Origin of the sequence: Streptomyces sp. TLI_55 (genome assembly GCF_900206255.1) — a bacterium.
Taxonomy (GTDB): Bacteria; Actinomycetota; Actinomycetes; order Streptomycetales; family Streptomycetaceae; genus Streptomyces; species Streptomyces aquilus.
In genome coordinates this window covers 8500861-8517660 of sequence record NZ_OAOJ01000001.1, presented here as the reverse complement: position 1 = coordinate 8517660, position 16800 = coordinate 8500861, and the positions used below count along the sequence as shown (strand labels likewise).

Annotated in this window: 20 protein-coding genes and 1 pseudogene; 9 read left to right on the top strand and 12 right to left on the bottom strand. The window is 71.9% G+C overall.

All coding sequences use genetic code 11. The annotated features are described in order from the left end of the window. Positions 1-25 precede the first annotated feature (25 nt). Complete coding sequence (locus CRP56_RS39040) at positions 26-685, bottom strand: DUF1707 SHOCT-like domain-containing protein (RefSeq protein WP_257041542.1); 660 nt, start codon at positions 683-685, stop codon at positions 26-28. A gap of 180 nt (positions 686-865) precedes the next feature. Further along, positions 866-943, bottom strand: a pseudogene (locus tag CRP56_RS39035) (VOC family protein); the annotation flags it as partial. Between the two features lie 309 nt (positions 944-1252). Here CRP56_RS39035 and CRP56_RS39030 point away from each other — a divergent pair. From CRP56_RS39030 to CRP56_RS39020, 4 genes are all read left to right on the top strand, one after another. Then, positions 1253-2107 carry a methyltransferase domain-containing protein gene (locus CRP56_RS39030; protein WP_179851226.1) on the top strand — a complete coding sequence of 285 codons (855 nt, stop codon included), beginning with the start codon at positions 1253-1255 and terminating at the stop codon, positions 2105-2107. An 87-nt stretch (positions 2108-2194) separates the two neighbouring features. After that, positions 2195-2581: a YrdB family protein gene (locus CRP56_RS39025; RefSeq protein ID WP_097272267.1), complete on the top strand. Its 387-nt coding sequence runs from the start codon at positions 2195-2197 to the stop codon at positions 2579-2581. A gap of 43 nt (positions 2582-2624) precedes the next feature. Next, a complete protein-coding gene (locus tag CRP56_RS47800) occupies positions 2625-2780 on the top strand; it encodes a hypothetical protein (RefSeq protein WP_179851225.1) in 156 nt (51 codons plus the stop codon). Between the two features lie 38 nt (positions 2781-2818). Next, complete coding sequence (locus CRP56_RS39020; protein WP_097272265.1) at positions 2819-3346, top strand: hypothetical protein; 528 nt, start codon at positions 2819-2821, stop codon at positions 3344-3346. Between the two features lie 101 nt (positions 3347-3447). On the opposite strand, the gene CRP56_RS39015 is transcribed toward CRP56_RS39020, so the two are convergent. After that, positions 3448-3651, bottom strand: coding sequence for a cold-shock protein (locus CRP56_RS39015; RefSeq protein WP_059190954.1), 204 nt, complete (start codon positions 3649-3651; stop codon positions 3448-3450). 244 nt (positions 3652-3895) lie between these two features. Next, complete coding sequence (locus CRP56_RS39010; RefSeq protein WP_097272263.1) at positions 3896-4519, bottom strand: histidine phosphatase family protein; 624 nt, start codon at positions 4517-4519, stop codon at positions 3896-3898. 122 nt (positions 4520-4641) lie between these two features. On the opposite strand from CRP56_RS39010, the gene CRP56_RS39005 reads away from it, so the two are divergent. Continuing rightward, positions 4642-5052, top strand: coding sequence for an AAA family ATPase (locus tag CRP56_RS39005; RefSeq protein ID WP_097272261.1), 411 nt, complete (start codon positions 4642-4644; stop codon positions 5050-5052). A 44-nt stretch (positions 5053-5096) separates the two neighbouring features. On the opposite strand, the gene CRP56_RS39000 is transcribed toward CRP56_RS39005, so the two are convergent. Together CRP56_RS39000 and CRP56_RS38995 are read right to left on the bottom strand one after the other, a co-directional pair. Next, on the bottom strand, positions 5097-5510 hold the full coding sequence (locus CRP56_RS39000) for a cytidine deaminase (protein ID WP_097274906.1): 414 nt from the start codon (positions 5508-5510) through the stop codon (positions 5097-5099). A 22-nt stretch (positions 5511-5532) separates the two neighbouring features. Then, positions 5533-5913, bottom strand: a complete 381-nt coding sequence (locus CRP56_RS38995) for a winged helix-turn-helix transcriptional regulator (protein WP_097272259.1) — start codon at positions 5911-5913, stop codon at positions 5533-5535. A gap of 87 nt (positions 5914-6000) precedes the next feature. Here CRP56_RS38995 and CRP56_RS38990 point away from each other — a divergent pair, with 87 nt between their 5' ends. Beyond that, on the top strand, positions 6001-6981 hold the full coding sequence (locus CRP56_RS38990) for a zinc-dependent alcohol dehydrogenase family protein (RefSeq protein ID WP_097272257.1): 981 nt from the start codon (positions 6001-6003) through the stop codon (positions 6979-6981). 36 nt (positions 6982-7017) lie between these two features. On the opposite strand, the gene CRP56_RS38985 is transcribed toward CRP56_RS38990, so the two are convergent. Then, complete coding sequence (locus CRP56_RS38985) at positions 7018-8934, bottom strand: ABC transporter ATP-binding protein (RefSeq protein WP_097272255.1); 1917 nt, start codon at positions 8932-8934, stop codon at positions 7018-7020. A gap of 261 nt (positions 8935-9195) precedes the next feature. Here CRP56_RS38985 and CRP56_RS38980 point away from each other — a divergent pair, with 261 nt between their 5' ends. Next, positions 9196-10410 carry a GNAT family N-acetyltransferase gene (locus CRP56_RS38980; RefSeq protein WP_097272253.1) on the top strand — a complete coding sequence of 405 codons (1215 nt, stop codon included), beginning with the start codon at positions 9196-9198 and terminating at the stop codon, positions 10408-10410. 57 nt (positions 10411-10467) lie between these two features. Here CRP56_RS38980 and CRP56_RS38975 read toward each other — a convergent pair whose 3' ends face one another. Further along, entirely contained in the window at positions 10468-11157 is a 690-nt protein-coding gene (locus CRP56_RS38975; RefSeq protein WP_097272251.1) for an NADPH-dependent F420 reductase, read from the bottom strand. Between the two features lie 117 nt (positions 11158-11274). After that, entirely contained in the window at positions 11275-11520 is a 246-nt protein-coding gene (locus CRP56_RS38970; RefSeq protein ID WP_097272249.1) for a DUF5133 domain-containing protein, read from the bottom strand. Between the two features lie 181 nt (positions 11521-11701). On the opposite strand from CRP56_RS38970, the gene CRP56_RS38965 reads away from it, so the two are divergent. Next, positions 11702-12682, top strand: coding sequence for a tetratricopeptide repeat protein (locus CRP56_RS38965; protein ID WP_097272247.1), 981 nt, complete (start codon positions 11702-11704; stop codon positions 12680-12682). A 32-nt stretch (positions 12683-12714) separates the two neighbouring features. Here the strand turns inward: CRP56_RS38965 and CRP56_RS38960 are convergent, their stop codons facing one another. Continuing rightward, on the bottom strand, positions 12715-13416 hold the full coding sequence (locus tag CRP56_RS38960; RefSeq protein WP_097272245.1) for a hypothetical protein: 702 nt from the start codon (positions 13414-13416) through the stop codon (positions 12715-12717). Positions 13417-13716: 300 nt separating this feature from the next. Here CRP56_RS38960 and CRP56_RS38955 point away from each other — a divergent pair, with 300 nt between their 5' ends. Further along, positions 13717-15039, top strand: a complete 1323-nt coding sequence (locus CRP56_RS38955) for an alpha/beta fold hydrolase (protein ID WP_097272243.1) — start codon at positions 13717-13719, stop codon at positions 15037-15039. Positions 15040-15067: 28 nt separating this feature from the next. Here CRP56_RS38955 and CRP56_RS38950 read toward each other — a convergent pair whose 3' ends face one another. Together CRP56_RS38950 and CRP56_RS38945 are read right to left on the bottom strand one after the other, a co-directional pair. Beyond that, positions 15068-15997: an ornithine cyclodeaminase family protein gene (locus CRP56_RS38950; protein ID WP_097272241.1), complete on the bottom strand. Its 930-nt coding sequence runs from the start codon at positions 15995-15997 to the stop codon at positions 15068-15070. Continuing rightward, the gene (locus tag CRP56_RS38945; protein WP_097272239.1) at positions 15994-16722 is read right to left on the bottom strand and encodes an IclR family transcriptional regulator; all 729 of its coding nucleotides are present in this window, start codon (positions 16720-16722) and stop codon (positions 15994-15996) included. The genes CRP56_RS38950 and CRP56_RS38945 overlap by 4 nt, the downstream gene beginning before the upstream one ends. Between the last annotated feature and the right edge of the window lie 78 nt (positions 16723-16800).

Sequence of the window (16800 nt, the reverse complement as noted above, 5' to 3'; positions counted from 1 at the left end):
GGTTGGTGTGGCAGCGCTGACGGAGTCAGTCCCCCGTCGGCCGGGCGGAGGGCCTGCGCAGCAGCCACTGCCGGAACCCCCGGCGCGGAGGCCGCACCACCACGCTGCCGTGGGCCTTCTGGCCGACCAGTTCCACGCGCAGCCTGACCGGTGTGCCGTCCGGCGGCGTCTGCGTGGGGCGGTATTTGAGCGGGCAGTGGATCCGGGTCAGTTCGTCGGCATCGATCTCGATGCCCGGCCCCGTGACGAGCGTCAGGGTCTTCCCCGTCATGGCGACGTCGATCTGCAGGGTGTCCTGTGTGATCACGGCCTCGGTGAAGTCGAGTGTGACGTCGCACCAGCTCACCGCGAGCTCCAGCCGCCGCGGCAGCACCCAACGCCCCGTCCGCTTGACCGCCCCGCTGAACACGTGGTCGATCCGGACGACGTCCTTGGGCACCACGCCCCCGGCCGCGACACCGCCCGCCGGGGCCGACGCCACGGGCAGATCCGCGGTCAGTCCGGCCAGTTCGCTCAGCGTCCGCGCCGACAGGGCGGCTTCGAGCCGCTCGTCCAGTTCGTCCGCCGTCAGCAGGCCGTCCCCCGCGGCGATCCGCAGTACGTCCACCACCCGGTCCCGGTCGGCGTGAGAGGCACGCAGTTCGGGCGCCGAACCGGGGCCGGAGCGCTTTCCGTTGGGCGACATCTCTCCCGGCAACTCTCCCGACAACTCTCCCGACATGCTTCCGTCCTGCTCCTGTCCGACGTCTCCGCGCGGCGCGGGCAGCGGCGATGCACGGGTATAGGGCATCCATCATGCCGGGGCCCGTGCGCGCCGACAACGGCCTCCCGAGCCCCCCGTTGACGGGGGATTCGCGACCTGGGGCTACGGCGCGAGGGTGCGCAGGACGCAGAACTCGTTGCCCTCCGGGTCCGCCATGACCACCCAGCTCCGGTCCGCGCCTACGCTCCCGCTCGTACGGACGGAGACTCAGGGGAGGGCCAAGGGATCACTGAAGGGGGACCCTTTTCAGGGGCCACGTCGCGGCTCGTAGACTCACGGTGTGGCATTCATGAGCACCCCGCACTGCTGCTTCCTGTGATCGGAAGGCATTGAGGGCGAGGCCGGACGGCGTCGCCCCCCTCGGTGTGCCTGCCGCGTGAACCACGTTCCCGAAGCCGCCCGTTCCTCTCTGAGGGCAGCGACGCTGACGCCCTGAGCGCGCGCGTACAGGCACGGTCCCTTTCCCTTCGGCCCTGCCAGGAGCGCCTCGTGCCCGTGTTGCTTCCCCCTGCCCTCGAACGATCCCTCGACCTGCTGCGCTGCCCGACCTGCCGCACGCACCAACTCCACCCCGACCGGGGCGCGTTGCGCTGCCCGGTGGGCCACACCTTCGACATCGCCCGCCACGGCTACGCGGGCCTGCTGACCGGCACACGCGCCACCAGCGGTGACGACACGGCCATGGTCCAGGCCCGGGACCGCTTCCTGGCCACCGGCGCCTACGATCCCGTCCGCGGGGCCGTGGCCCGCTTGGCGGCCGGCGCCGCTTCGGAGCGGGGCACGGTCCTGGACGTCGGATGCGGCACGGGCTACTACCTGGCCGGTGTACTCGACCAGTTGTCCGCCGCCCGTGGACTGGGGCTGGACACATCCGTGTGGGCGCTGCGCTCGGCGGCCCGGGCCCACGACCGAGCCGCCGCGGCGGCCTGGGACGCCTTCCGCCCCTTCCCGCTCGCCGACGGAGTCGCCGACGTCGTCCTGAACGTGTTCGCCCCGCGCAATCCGGAGGAGTTCCACCGCGTACTGCGCCCGACCGGCCGACTGGTCGTGGTCCGTCCAACCGGTCGCCACCTGGTGGAGCTGCGCCGCCGGTTGCCGGGGATGGTCACGGTCGACCGGTCCAAGGAAACGCGCCTGCACCGGGCGCTGGCCCCCTTCTTCGAGGCGGTCGCCACCGAGCCGGTGGAGTACCCCATCGTCCTCACCCGGACGGAAGCCCGGGACCTGGTGGCGATGACGCCGAGTGCGCGGCACGTGAGCGAAACGGATCTCGACGACGCCGACCGCCTGCCCGACCGGCTCACCGTCTCGGTGCTGGCCACCGCCTACCGACCGCGGCGATGACGATGCCTATTCCCGCGGCTAGGCTGAGGGCCGCGCCGGAGACAACAAGGCTCGGTCCGGTCGGACAAGGCGAAAGGCAGGACGCTGATGACCTCCGGTCCCGGACTGGGCTACCACCCGGCCATGCTCGCGCTGCGGCTCGTGCTGGAGGTCACCGCGCTGGTGTGCTTCGGATACTGGGCCTGGCACATCTCCCCGCAGGGGCTGCGGTACGTCACGGTGGTGGCCGTACCCGTGCTGGTCGCCGCGGCCTGGGGGGTCTTCGCGACCCCCGGCGACGAGTCCCGCTCCGGAAACACCGTCGTGGCGACCCCCGGTCCCCTGCGACTGCTGCTCGAACTCGCCGTCTTCTTCGGCGGCGCGGCAGCCCTCTACGCGGCGGGGGCCCGCACCCCTGCCCTGGTGCTCATGATCGTGCTGGTGGCCTACCACGCCGCCTCCGTCGACCGGATCGCGTGGTTGTTGCGACACTGACGCCGACCGGTCTGCCGACGGCGTCGGACACTACGCTGCACACGTGATCGAGGATCCGAACGTACGTCTCACCGACGTGCTCGACCGTCGCTCGGACGGGCACGAGCCCGCGCCGGAGGCGGTGCTCTCCGCGCTGTTCGAGGGCGGGGTGTTCGTCCCCTTCACCGAGACCGGATCGGTGGCGACGCTGCGCGGCTGAGGGACATCCTGGAGAAGACCGGCGTCGCCGTCCTCGGGGTGCGCTCCGGGAACGGGCAGGCGGTCTTTCCCGAGCAGGTGCTGCGGGACTGGGCGGCCCACGGGCCCGGAGCGGAGACGGAGCTCAGCTGGTCCACCGACCCGGTGGCGGTCGCCCTGCGGGACGCACTGGCCCGGCGGATCCGCGAGTTCCCCGCCGTCCGCTCGGTGTGGGTGGCACACGTCCGATGGCAGGTCGGCGGCGAGGAACACCTGCTGCTGCATGTCGCCGTGGACGAGGAGCCGCCCTCGGTCTCCGCCGACCGCCTGATGCAGATGCTGCCGGGCGAAGAGGTGCAGCTCGGCCAGGAACATCCGAAGGTCGGCATGCTCGCCCTCCACACCACCACGCACGCCGACGCGATCGCCCACCTGGACCACCTGGGCCCGGACACGGTCCGCCAGGACGCCGGGTCGGGGCAGGTCCGGGTGATGTCCCGCGAGTACGACGACCCGTCGGCGCTCCCCGCGAGTGACCCACCGCAGCAACCACCACGGGCCAGGCGCCGCTGGTTCGGCCGCACCTGACGGGAGCGAAAGAAGTGCGCCGCCGCGCAGAGTGAACTGCGCGGCGGCGTACTCGATCACGCTCGCGATCCCGTGGCCCGAGCGGGCCGACCGGGCCGGAATCAGGCGGGGGTGATGTTCTCCGCCTGCGGGCCCTTCTGGCCCTGGGTGATGTCGAAGGTCACCGCCTGGCCCTCCTGCAGCTCACGGAAGCCGGAGGCGTTGATGTTGGAGTAGTGCGCGAAGACGTCCGGACCGCCGCCGTCCTGGGCGATGAAGCCGAACCCCTTCTCCGAGTTGAACCACTTCACGGTTCCGCTGGCCATGTTGATGCCTTTCCGTAGACGTACAGGAACCGCAACGCGCGGCCCTGGAGGTGATCGTCCTGGTCCAGCACACTGCACAGCAAAACGCCCACGCCAAAGCGCGGGCAGGTACTGCGAACCACGACAGCCGAGACTGACGCTACACGGCGAAGCGGATCATCTCCAGAGAGCAACAACTATGAAACCGGGCCAATGAACAACGGCGGCATCACGGCGGGCCCGTACGGCAGTTGCCACTGCCGCCTCAGCAAGGCGCCCGAAGCGGGGGCGGGAACCCGGTCCAGCGCAGCTCCTCCGGGAGGTGACTCATGTCGTTGAGGACCAGGACACCGGCCGGCCGGTCCGGGGCATAACGGATGACGGTGAGCGCGGCATTGCCGGCGTTGATCCCCGTCCAACGCCAGGCCGGGGCGTCCATCGCGGCGCGCACCAGCCAGGCGATGAGAAACGCGTGGGTGACGACCAGCTCGTGCCGGGGCGCGTCTCCCTCGTCAACCGGCCCGGTGAAGGCCGCCTCCGCCTGGCGGGCCAGTTCCGCGCCACTCGTCCGCTCCTCGTCCGTCACCCACGCGAGGCGCGCCACCATCGCGTCTGCGAACGCCGAGGGCAGCTCATCCCGCTGGGGGACGTACGGCACATAGTCGCCGGCCGCCCGGGACTCCCGCAGCGGCACCTCACCCAACTGCTCCCCCACCAGCCGAGCCGTCTGCGCCGCACGGGGCAACGGACCATGGTGTACGGCGGTCAGCGGTACGCCGTGCAGGCGCTTGCCCAGCAGCTCGGCCTGCCGTCGGCCGGCCGAGGTCAGCGCGTTCTCGTCGGGTGTGGCCTCGCCATGGCGAGCGAGATACAGGTATCGATCTTGCATACCGGGGTGGACGCTTCCCCACCGGGCCTCGGTTCCCGCCCGCACGGAGTCCGTTTCCCACAGACGGCACGTTTGCGCGAGCATGCCGCAACGACCTTGGCGCGCCGCTTCGGAGAGGCCTGATGGATACGAGACCCGAGCCCCGGCCGCTCCTGCTGTGCGGACTTCCCGGTTCCGGGAAGACGACGCCGGCCAAGCGGCTGGCCGAAGAGATTCCGGCGGTGCGTCCGTGCCCGGACGAGTGGTTGGCCGCCCTCGGTGTCGACCTGTTCGACGAACCCGCGCGCGACCGCCTCGAGCGGCGCTTCTGGCACCACGCCCAGGACCTGCTGAGGCTCGGACAGACGGTGATCTTGGAGTTCGGCCTCTGGGGCCGTGCTGAGCGGGACGAGAAACGTGCGGCGGCGCGCGCACTCGGGGTTCCCGTCGAACTCCACTTCGCGGCCCACCTCCGGGCACCCACCCGGGCGCATGGCCTCATCGAGCGCGCACGAGTGAACGGGTGTGGCTTACCTCGGCGTTGGACAGGGTAGTGCGCCATCCGCCGAGGAAGGCCAGTGGCAGGTGGCTGCCGTGGCTACTCGGTCTCGAGTTGGTGGTCGGACCAGACATAGGTTTCCGGCAGCAGCTCGGCGACCGGGATGGTTCGAAGGTGGTCGCCGTTGCCGACGATGACCTTGAGGGTGGGGAAGTAGTCGAAGAGGACCTGGCGGCAGCGGCCGCACGGGGAAACCACTCCGCGGTCCCGGTCGCCCACGGCGACGATCGTGTCCAGGTCGTAGGCGCCCTGGGCAGCCGCCGTACCGATGACGACCAGTTCGGCGCAGGGTCCGCCGGTGAAGTGGTAGGCGTTGACCGCGGTGACGATCCTGCCGTCCGCGGCGCGGGCCGCGGCTGCCATGGTGTGGTTGTCGCCCCGGCAGCGCGTACGGGCGATCCGCGCGGCGGCCTCGATGAGTTCGTGGTCGACGGCGTGGGTCTGCGTGGTCATCTTCACTGCCTTCGTCGTTCCGTCAGCCGGTTCGACCCTCGGCCTCGGTGGCGGCTTGGGTTGTCTCCTGGAAGGTGGTGATGGCCTCGCCGTTGTCCCTCGCCCAGGTCGTCAGGACCTCGATGGGGTCCACGAGGGTACGGCCGAGGTCGGTGAGGCGGTACTCGACGCGCCTCGGCGCTTCGGCGTGCCGTTCGACCAGCCCGTATCGCTGGAGTCGGCGCAAGGTCTGGGTGAGGACCTTGCGGGAGATGCCGCCGATGAGATCGACGAGCTCGCCGTGTCTGCGGGGCCCGCTGCTGAGACCGTAGATCACGAGCACGGCCCATTTGTCGGAGATGATCTCGACCGCCAGGCGCGTGGGGCAGTCGGCGAGGAAGGAAGGGCCGGCCACGTTCTGCATGGGAATCGAAGGTACCAGGAGGTAACCGACGGCTTCGTAACGTCTTCCGCGAGCAACGAAACCAGCACCAGATGCGGAGGATCCACCATGCAACGAGTCGTCGTGTTCGACGAGTTCGGCGGTCCGGAGGTCATGCACGTCGTCGAGGAGCCGGTCGTCGAGCCCGCCGCCGGCGAGGTGCGCGTCAGGATCGAGGCGTTCGCCGTCAACCCGCTCGACCAGATGATGCGTTCGGGCACCTCACCCGCGCCCGTCCCCCTGCCCCACGCCCGTCTCGGCGTCGAAGCAACCGGCGTCGTCGACGCGTTGGGCCCCGGCACCGCCGGACTGAAGATCGGCGATCCCGTCATCCTCGTGGCCGTCCCGGACCCGAGCACCCGGGGCACTTACGCCGAGTTCACCACGCTCCCCGCGAGCCAGGTGATCCCCCGGCCGGCCGGGCTCGGCGTCACGGAGGCGGCGGCCGTCTGGGTCGGATACTCGACCGCATACGGCGCGCTCGTGGAGAAGGCGGGCGTACGGCCCGGCGACCACGTCCTCGTCACCGCCGCGTCCGGCGGTGTCGGCCGGGCGGCGATGCAGATCGCCCGCCAGATCGGCGCCGTCCCCCTCGCCCTCACCCGGCACACCTCGCGCAAGGGCGAGCTGCTCGCCGCCGGTGCCGACGCCGTCATCGCCACCGACCACGAGGACGTCGCCGAAGCCGTCCGCCGCCACACCGACGGGGCCGGCGCCGACATCGTCCTCGACGTGGTCATGGGCCCCGGCCAGCAGGAGCTCCTGAAGGCGGCCCGCCCCGGCGGAACGCTGGTCGCCGCGGGCTTCCAGGACCCTCGGCCCACCCCGTTCCCGACCGGCGCACCGCTGCGGATATTCAGCTACCGGAGCTTCGAACACACCCTCGACGCCACCGTGGTGAAGCGCATGGCGGCTTTCCTGGACGCCGGTGTGCGCCTCGGTGCGCTGCGGCCCGCCGTCGACAAGGTGTTCGCCCTCGACGACGTCGTAGCCGCACACCGCCATCTCGAGTCGGGCCTGCACTCAGGGAAGATCGTCGTCACGGTCTAGCGGACCGGAGACGGAGGGGAACGGAGGGAGGCGTCGTCAGGAGCCGGTGGTCGTGCGGGCGTGCGGCGGGGTTCTGCGGTCCTCGTCCGGCGACGGGCCGGCCGGTCCGGGCAGTCCGTCGAGGCCGGCTGCCGGCATCGCTCGCTCGGGATCCGATTCCGCGTTCTCGCCGAGGAAACCACCCGACTGGTGCTGCCACAGTTTGGCGTAGGCACCGTTCGTCGCGAGCAGTTCCTCGTGAGAGCCCTGCTCGACGACGGTCCCGTGGTCGAGGACGACGAGACGGTCCATGCCGGCGACGGTACTCAGGCGATGGGCGACGACCAGCGCCGTACGCCCGTCCATCAACCGCCACAGCGCGTCCTGGACGAGGATCTCGCTCTCCGAGTCCAGCGCGCTGGTCGCCTCGTCGAGCAGCAGGATCGGGGCGTCGCGCAGGATGGCCCTGGCGAGGGCGACGCGCTGGCGCTGGCCGCCCGAGAGCTTCACTCCCCGCTCGCCCACCAAGGTGCCGAAGCCGTCGGGGAGTTGCTCGGCGAACTCGGTGACGTGCGCGGCCGCGGCCGCCGCGTGGATCTCCTCGTCGGTGGCGCCGGGCCGGGCGAAGGCGATGTTGTCGCGCAGGCTGCGGTGGAACATGGCGGGTTCCTGCGGGACGTACGCGATGAGTGAGCGCAGGTCGGTCTGGCGGAGCCGGCTGATGTCCTGACCGCCGATGACGATGCGTCCGTCGTCGATGTCCGACATCCGCAGCAGGAGGCGGGTGAGGGTGGTCTTGCCGCCGCCGGACCTGCCGACCAGACCGATCCGGGCGCCCGCGGGCACGTCCAGGTCGAGTCCCCGGAAGATCGGCTTGGCGCCGGCGTGGGCGAAGGTGACCGCCTCGAAGCGGATGCCGGTGTCGCACGGCGCGAGCGGTTCCGGGTCGGCCGGGTCGAGCACGGTCGGCGGGTCCAGCAGCAGCTCCGTGAACTGCGCGGCCTCGGTCATCGAGCTTTCCAGGCGCCGGTAGATCTGGTTGAACTCGAACATGATCTGGGTCGCGTTGGAGTAGTACGTGAAGGCGACGACGACCTCCTCCACGCCCTGGCCCGGGCCGCCGAAGGCGATCGCGACCAGCAGGCCCAGCACGTTGGTCAGCACGGACATCGGGGCGATCAGGGTGTCGACGCGCAGATTGGCGTAGTCCCACGACCGCAGCGTCAGCCGCCGGGAGTCGGCGACCCGGCTGCGGTGTTCGTCGGCCTCGCGGCGCTCGGCGGCGAACGCCCGGATGGTCTCCATGTTGGTCAGGCTGTCGGCGACATGGCCGGACACCCGCGCGAGCGCCGCCTCACGGTCGTTGACGAGCCTCTGCCGACGCCGGATCAGCGGCGTGGCGGCCGCCGCGGTCAGCCCGATCATCACGAACAGGCCGACGACGAGCATCGGTTCGTAGCTCCACAGCACGACGGCACCGAACACCAGCGGGACGAGACTGCCCACGATCCGGAACGTCACCGTGTCGACGAAGTCCTCGAAGCGCTTGCCGAAGCTCAGCACCCGCTTGGTCAGGGAGCCGGCGAAGTTGTCGTGGAAGAACGCCGCGTCCTTGGCGAGGAGTTCGTCCATGCCACTCACGTACAGGTGCTCCATGCCGAGGGCGTCCACGCGGTTCAGGCAGTACTGCCCGATCCGCCACACCACCTCGGCGAGCAGCAACACCCCGCCGAAGCCCAGTACGTACGGCAGCGCCGAGCCGAGCGTGAGACCGCCGTCATCGGAGGCCTGACCTGCCAGCTTGGCGATCAGCAGGGGGGCGACGTAGCGGATGCCGGTGTTGCCGAGCGCCGGCAGCAGCAGCCCCGGCAGGGCCAGTCGTCGTAGTCGCATCAGCTCCCTGCCGTAGCGGCGCAGCGCCAGAACGACCGCGCTCCTTCCCGGCGTCGGCCCCTGAATGTCTGTTGTCCCCATCACGCTCCCGGTGGTTCGGAAGTCGGAAGTGTCCCGTCAGGGGAGGTACTCAGTCCAGGCATTTACGACGGACCGATGAGAACCGGACACTGCGGTAGATGGGTGTCGGGGGGCGTAGGCGAACCTTGACGAACCGTGACGAGGGGGCTGGTTCTCCCCTGGGACGGGCCGTAATTCGCTTGATCCCGTCACGCGGCCTCGCTGCACTGTCCACGGCACCACGCGTCGTGGTGCCGTGCACTCGAGGAGGCGGCGGCAGCAATGGAGATACGTTCCACGACCGACGAGGACCTGGAGGTCTTCGTCGACACGGTCCATGCCGCCTTCGGGCGCTTCCCCGAGACCCCGGTCGACGGCGGTGGGCTGTGGTGGTCGGCGCTCGAGACCGACCGCTGCCTGCTCGCCCTGACGGCGGACGGACGGCCCGTGGGCACCGCCGCCTCGCACGCCTTCGAACTCACCCTGCCCGGTGCGACCTTGGCCTCGGCCCCGGGCATCACGGCCGTCGGCGTGCTGCCCTCGCACCGGCGCCAGGGCGTGCTCAGCGCGATGATGCGCCATCAGCTCGCCGAGTTCCGGGACCGCGGGGAGTTCCTGGCGGTGCTACTGGCCTCCGAGGCCACGATCTACGGCAGGTTCGGCTACGGGCCGGCCACCTGTACGGGGCAGCTGACGGTGCCACGTCGGCGGGCCGAGCTCAGCGCTCCCCGGGCGGGCCGGGCGGCAGCCGGCACCGGCTCGGTCGAGGTGCTGCGGCGCGCCGACTGCGGCGAGCTCCTGGAAGAGGTCTACGACCGGTATCGCCGCGCCCAGCCCGGCGCGCTGTCGCGCCCGCACCGCTGGTGGGCGCTGCGCGCCGGCCAGCCGCCGATCTCACCGGCGCCCCGCTACATCGCCGTTCACCGCGACGCCGACGGCGTGCCGGACGGATACGCCAGCTACTCGCTCGGTGAGCACGAGACGCTGAAGGTCGACGAGATCATCACCACCGACAGCGCCGCCTTCACCGCCCTGGCGCGGTTCCTGCTCGGTCACGACCTGGTCGGCAAGGTGGTGTTCCGGCACGTCCCGCCCCAGCATCCGCTGCGCTGGCAGCTCGCGGACTTCCGCGCCGGCGAGGTGAGCGGCGACACGGACTGGCTGTGGGTGCGGCTGCTGGACGTCCCGCGGGCGCTGACCGCGCGCGGCTGGTTCACGGACGGCGAGCTCGTCCTCGACGTCGAGGACCCGTTCCTCGTGGAGCGGGGCCGCTGGCTGCTGACCGTCTCCGAGGGCAAGGCCGACTGCGTTCCGACGGACCGGGCGCCCGACCTCTCCCTGGACATCCGCGACCTGGGCTCGGTCTACCTCGGCGGCACCGCCCCGAGCACGCTCGTCCGTGCCGGACACATCCGGGCCCACCACCCGGACGCGGCCGCGCTCGCCGACGCCCTCTTCCGCGGCGACCAACTCCCGCACTGCCTGCACTGGTTCTGACCGGGGCGGGTGCCCACGTGCCCACACAGGACGGCGTCAAGCCGGGTTCAAGGCCCGCTAACGGGCGCCCTGGATGTGGAAGTTGAAGTCGGCGTGGCCGAGCCTGCCCATCAGGCGCAGCCAGATCGGCAGCAGCATCTCGGTGCCGCGGGCGGTCTCGATGCCGCCGAGGTCGATGACACTGTGCTCGGGCCAGCCGAAGGAGACCAGCAGCTCGGTGACCTGCTTCTTGGCGCCGGTGTCCTCGCCGGAGACGAACACGTTGTGCTGCCCGGCCACGCGCGTGGGCTCGACCATGACCGAGCAGGTCATGGTGTTGAGGGTCTTGACGACCTTCGCCTCGGGGAAGGCGCGCTGGATCTGCTCGCCGAGGCTGTCGGTGTTGACGGGGTCGAGCGTGGGCGGCATGCCGGCGGAGAAGTCCAGCGGGTTGGCGACGTCGATGACGACCTTGCCCGCCAGGTTCGCGCTGCCCGCCGCGTCCAGGGCCGTCAGGGCCGCGGTACCGGCGGTGGTGTTGACGATCGTCTCGCCGAGGGCGGCGGCCTCGGCGAACGGCTTCAGCTGTACGTCGGTGTGGTCGGCCTGCCAGACGGCGAACGGCGGGTTGCCCATGCCGTCGGGGTCGGTGCGGGCGAGGGTGGCCTGTGGATCGCGGGTTCCGATGACCACCTCATGGCCGAGTGACGCGAGCTTGGCGGCGATCGTACGGCCGACGATGCCGGTGCCGAGAACGGCGTAGCGCATGAGGTTCGGTCCTTCCGCGATGTGGCGGGACGGCGAAGATGCGTCCAGCTCCCCGGGATGAACCTAGAGCGAGTCGTCCGGAATTCCCAGCCACCGGACGACTCGCCCACCAGGCGGTCAGGCCGCCAGTGTCCTCTCCTCGTGCGCGTCGCTCTCGGCGTGCGCGCCGTACCGCAGCAGCAGCGCGTCCGCCGCGGCCAGGGCCTCGTCGGCGGTGCGGGCGCCGGTCAGTACGCAGAGGGTGTACGTGGCGTCCTCCAGCGCGCGACCGCACCGCCGGCCGCCCGACGCGTCGTACTCGATGCGGGCCTCGGCGAAACGCGCCAGCGCGGTCCGCAGTTCTCTCTCAGCCGGAAGGATCATCGCGAGTCCCCTCTTCACCTGTAGCCCTCTGACACCGCCGCTCGACACCCCGTGCCGTCCGGCAGACACCAAGTGCCCCGCTGTGCGGGATCTACGCCCTCAGACGCAGGTAACGCTCAGGTCACGAATCCGACGCGCACGCCACCGGGGGCCGTGTCCCGGGCCTGGATATTCTCTGCCGATGTCGAACAAGTCGGTGGCGGCGGGTGTCACGCTCGCCGGTGTGATGGCGCACTGCGGCGGAAGCCTGGTCGGTGCCGTGCGGTTCCTGGTCGGCGCGATCGCCTCCGCGCCGGACGCCCCGGAGCCGTACGCGGCCCTCGCCGAGCTGTGGCGGGACCGGCGCTCGGAGTTCGAGGAGGAGCTCCGGCGGGACGCCTCGCTGAGCGCCGTGGTGGCGCAGGCGTACTTCTTCTTCCTCGACGGGGAGATGGACGACGCGGTGATGGCGCTCGGCTCGGCCACCGGCGCCCGGCCCGACGTGGCGTGGGGCGCCGCCCCGTGGTTCGGCGATGCCCGGCTGCTCGGCGCGGTGCGTGCCGAGGCGATGGCGGAGGCGTGTCTGCGGACGTTGGACTACGGCCACGATCTGGACTCCGACGAGATGCGCGAGCGGTTCAGCCCCTGGTTCCGAGCCGTGGACGTCGTGTCCGCGCGCAGCCCCGTACCGGAGCCCCTGGCCTCCATGGCGCGGCTGCCGCGGGCCTGCGGCCGCTACGATCTGGCCTTCGCGCTGTGCGACCGCGCGCTCGAACCCGCCCTGTGGACCGAGGTCGCGCGAGCCGGCACCTTTCGCGTGATGGGCCGGCTGGACCAGGCCGCGACCGCCTTCGAACGGGCGCTGGCCCTGGAACCCGACAACTGGTCGGTCCATCTGGACCTCGCCGACGTACGGGCCGAGCAAGGCGACTTCGCCGGGGCCGCCGCCCAGGCAGAGCAGGGTCTGGCGCACGCGCCCGGCGAAGCCTCCCTCCGCGCCGCGGCCGCCGCCTACCGCACCCGGCTGTCCGGCTCGTCCGACGATCTCCGAGCGCTGATCGCGCTGGCGCCGCAGGTCCCGAACCCCGGTTACCGCCACCTCCTGATCGACCACGCGTGCGCGGCGGAGGGGCTGCCCCGCGAACTGGTGGCGGAGGCGCGGCGCGCAGCGCGCCAGGGCTGAAAACGGGGACGGGCGAAGGTCCGCCCTTTGGGCTAGGCCGGGATCATGACGGTGAGCCACTGCGCGTCGCGGGGGCGGTAGCCGTGACGTTCCATCAGGCCCGCCACGATCGCCGGGACATGGCCGGCGCCGTACACGACGGCCACCCGGATCGGTTCGTCACCGCGCTCGGCATAGATCTCGCCGAGCGCGGCCAGCAGCCGTGCGTCGCGCCGGTCGGTCATGGCGTGTTCGACGGGATCGTCTGCCAGCCATTCCGCCCGCAGCGTGGCGGGGAGGTCGTCGACCGCCATGTCCTCGTCGAGGAAGGCGCGCGGACCGCGCAGCGCGAACACCAGGCCCATCACGGGGGCCGCGATCATCAGGAGCAGATACATCCACCGCGGCAGGGTCTTCAGGTCCGCGATCGCCTCCGCCGCGGTCACGTCCGGGTTGATCACCGGTACGGAGTCCGGGATCAGCGTCTCGTCGCGCTGCTCCGCCAGGCCGTTGCGCTTGCGCCGCGGGGCGAACCGGTAGGCGAGGGTGAGGGCGCTCACTCCGGCCGACTTCCCCCTGATGCCCTCCAGCACGATGAGGTCGCACTCCTCGAGCCTGCTGCGCACCTGGGAGTAGAACGTCGGCAAGGCGACATGCAGCATCGGGAAGATCACGAACTCGAGCGGCTTGTCGCGCCGCCGCATGGTGATCACCGCGGATCTGACGGCATACCCGGTCACTTCGATGATCTGCATCGTCGCCCCCCGCGCCCCCGGCCGTCCCCCTGACGCCCGTATCAGGAACACGAGCCCGCTTCGGGGCGCGGTTCCCGGCCGGTGTCCGGCACGACGTCGACGGCATATTACTGAACCGTAACCTTCCGGCCGCTACCCGCGGTAACCCCTACGGCGCTACCGTCCTGACACTTCATCTAAGAGTGGCATCGGAGCAGCGGTGGGACGACCGCCTCCGCATGCCCGCGTCCCGCCCGACCGGTCCGTCAGGTCACCGAGCCGCACCTGAAGCTCGGCCTCCCCCTTCTCCGGAGGTCCCGCATGCCCGCTCCCGTACGTCTCGCCGCCGTGGCCGTCACGGCCGCCGCCTGCCTCGGCGCCTCGACCGTCCCGGCGCTCGCCGCCGACGGCGGCACCGTGGTCTCCCGCGGCGTCACCATCCCCGCCTTCTACAACCCGCCCGCGACGCTGCCCAGCGCCGACGGAGCACTCGTCCGCAGCGAGCCGCTGCCGCTCGCGCTGAGCCTGCCCGGCATCGACGGCCCGCTGCCCGGCAGAGCCACCCGCCTGATGTACAAGTCGACCGACTCCACCGGCCGGCCCGTGGCGGTGACGGGCGCGTACATCGAGCCGTCCGCCGCCTGGCAGGGCACCGGCCCCCGGCCGCTGGTCGCCCTCGCCCCCGGGACCATGGGACAGGGCGACCAGTGCGCCGCCTCCCTCGCTCTCGAACACCCCCTCCAGCTCAACGGGCAGACCGTTTCCGTCGGTTACGAGGATCTGGCCGTCTACCGCCTGCTCGCCAAGGGCATCGCCGTCGTCGTCACCGACTACGCCGGCCTCGGCGCGACGGACCGGCTGCACACGTACGTCAACCGGGTCGACGAGGCCCACGCCGTCCTGGACGCCGTCCGCGCCGCCCGTTCGCTCCCCGGCACCTCGCTCACCACCGCCTCACGCGTGGCCCTGTTCGGCTACAGCCAGGGCGGCGGCGCCACCGCCGCGGCCGCCGAACTCCGGTCCGCCTACGCCCCCGACGTCCTGATCGCCGGCACCTACGCGGGGGCGCCGCCCGCCGACCTGACCGAGGTCACCAAGGCCATCGACGGCAGCGACCTCGCCGGAGCACTGGGCTGGTCCGTCAACGGCTTCCTCCAGTCCGACCCCGCTCTGCGGCCGATCGCCGACGCCCATCTCAACGCGACCGGCCGCGCGGCGCTCGACGACCTGTCCACCATGTGCGTGGGGGACGCGCTGTTCGCCTACAACTCGGCGCGGAGCACCGCCTGGACGACCGACGGCAGGTCCATCAGCGAGGTCATCGCGGCCGAACCCGCCCTCCAGGCCTTCCTCGACGCGCAGCGCATCGGCACCATGCGCCCGAGCGGGCCGGTCCGGCTGGCGACCGGCACGAGCGACGACCTGGTGCCGCACGCGCAGGCGCGGAGGCTCGCCGTGGACTGGTGCCGACTGGGCGGTAACGTCACCTACAAGCCGGTGATCCTGCCCGACGCGGGCCGCGGGCTGATCAACCACTTCGCTCCCCTGCTCACCGATCAGGGCGACGCCATCTCCTGGCTGACGGATCGCCTGAACGGCAAGCCGGTCACGTCCGCCTGCGCCCTGCTGCCGTTGCAGCCCTGACGGCAAGCCTCGTCGCCGGTGGTCCTCGCTACCCGGCCGACCGGCCCGTCACCGCGCTGTGCACCACATACGCGGCCGCCACGTCCAGAACCGCGTGTCCGGTGGACTTGTACACGGTGAGCTCGTCCGGGGTGCGCCGGCCGGGGGCCGAGCCGTCGAGGACCGCGCCCAGGAGGGTGACGGTCCGGTCCGGCGGGAGGCCCTGCAGTTCGTGGGCGCCGGAGGGCGGTGGCGTGGCGGCCGCTCCGGGCCACTCGGCGTAGAGCGTCCCGTCCTGGACGGTGGCGGCATCCAGCTCGTGGCCCTGGGAGCCGCCGACCGAGCTCACATGGGTGCCCGGGGCCAGCCAGTCACGGCGTAGGACAGGGGTGGTCGCTCCGGTGCAGCAGTAGACCGTGGCCGCCTGCCGTACGGCCTTCTCGATGCCGTCGGCCGCACGGCCCGCGGGGTGCAGCGCGGCCGTCGCGCGAGCCGCGTCGTAGTCGCGGCCCACGACGGTGACGGGCTCGTCGGGCCGGAGCACGGCCAGCAGGCCGACCTGCGCGCGGGCCTGCACGCCGGTGCCCACGACCACGACGGGACCGGGGCGGGCCAGGACCAGGGCGCTGTGGGTGGCGGACGCCGCGGTGCGCCAGGCGGTGATGGGCTCGGCGTCCATCACGGCCAGGGGGCGGCCGTCCTCGGGATCGAAGAGGGCGACGATGCCACGGTGGGTGCTGCGGCCGGGGTGGCGGGGGTCGGCGAACACCGTCACCAGTTTCGCGGCGAGGCCCTGCCCGGGGACGTATCCCGGCATGGCGCCCAGCAGCCCGTGCGGGGTGAATGCGGCCGACCGCGGCGGCGCCGACGCCCGGTCCTGCGCCACGGCGACGAGCGCGTCGGCGACGGCGACCATAAGGCGGCGCGGGTCGAGGGCGGCCAGCGTGGCGGCTTCGTCGAGCACGAGGATCTCGGTCATACGTCACCCTCCCGGCACAACAGACCCGTCAGCGTGTCGACCGCCGAGGCGAGTGCGTCGCCCAGCGTCGGCAGGTGTTCCTCGTCGATCTCAGCGGCGGGCCCGACCAGCGTGATCGCGCAGACGGGCGCCCCGAGGACGGGTACGACCGCTCGGCTGACGGACGCCACGAACCGGTCGTTGCGCCCGTGTTCGACGGCGTAGCCCGCGGCCTCGGCCCGGCCGATGTCGGCGAGCAGGCCGGAGTCCCCGTCGAGGGCGTGCCCCTGTGCGCGGGCCGCGTCGAGGTAGGGGCCGCGCGCTTCGGGTGTGAGCGCGGCGACCAGGGCGAGCGGCCCGGCGAAGCGGTGGGCGGGCAGCCGGTCGCCGAGCAGGGTGCTGATCATGGCGAGGCGGTCCGGCCGGACGACGTCCACGACGCGTGAGCCGTCGCTCTCCAGGACCTGGAGGTTGACCATCAGCCCGGTCTGCGCGGAGAGCTTCTCCAGCACCGGACGGGCCACCGAGGCAAGGGAGTTGTGGGCGGCCCGGGCCGAGAGGAGGAGTACGGCCGTGCCGGGCAGGTAGCGGTCGCCGGCGCGCAGGACCCAGCCGCGCCGGACCAGGTCCACGAGGATCCGGTAGGCGGTGGCCCGGTGCAGCCCGACCTCGTCGGCGAGCTCGGTGAGCCGGGGCGGCCGGGGCGCCCGGCCGACGGCCTCGATCAGGTCCAGTGCTTTGTCCACGGCCGTACGCGGTGCTTGCGGCGCTGGTGGCACCTGGGGCGCTCGTGGCATCGAAACCCTTCCGGCAGCGGCGTGCGG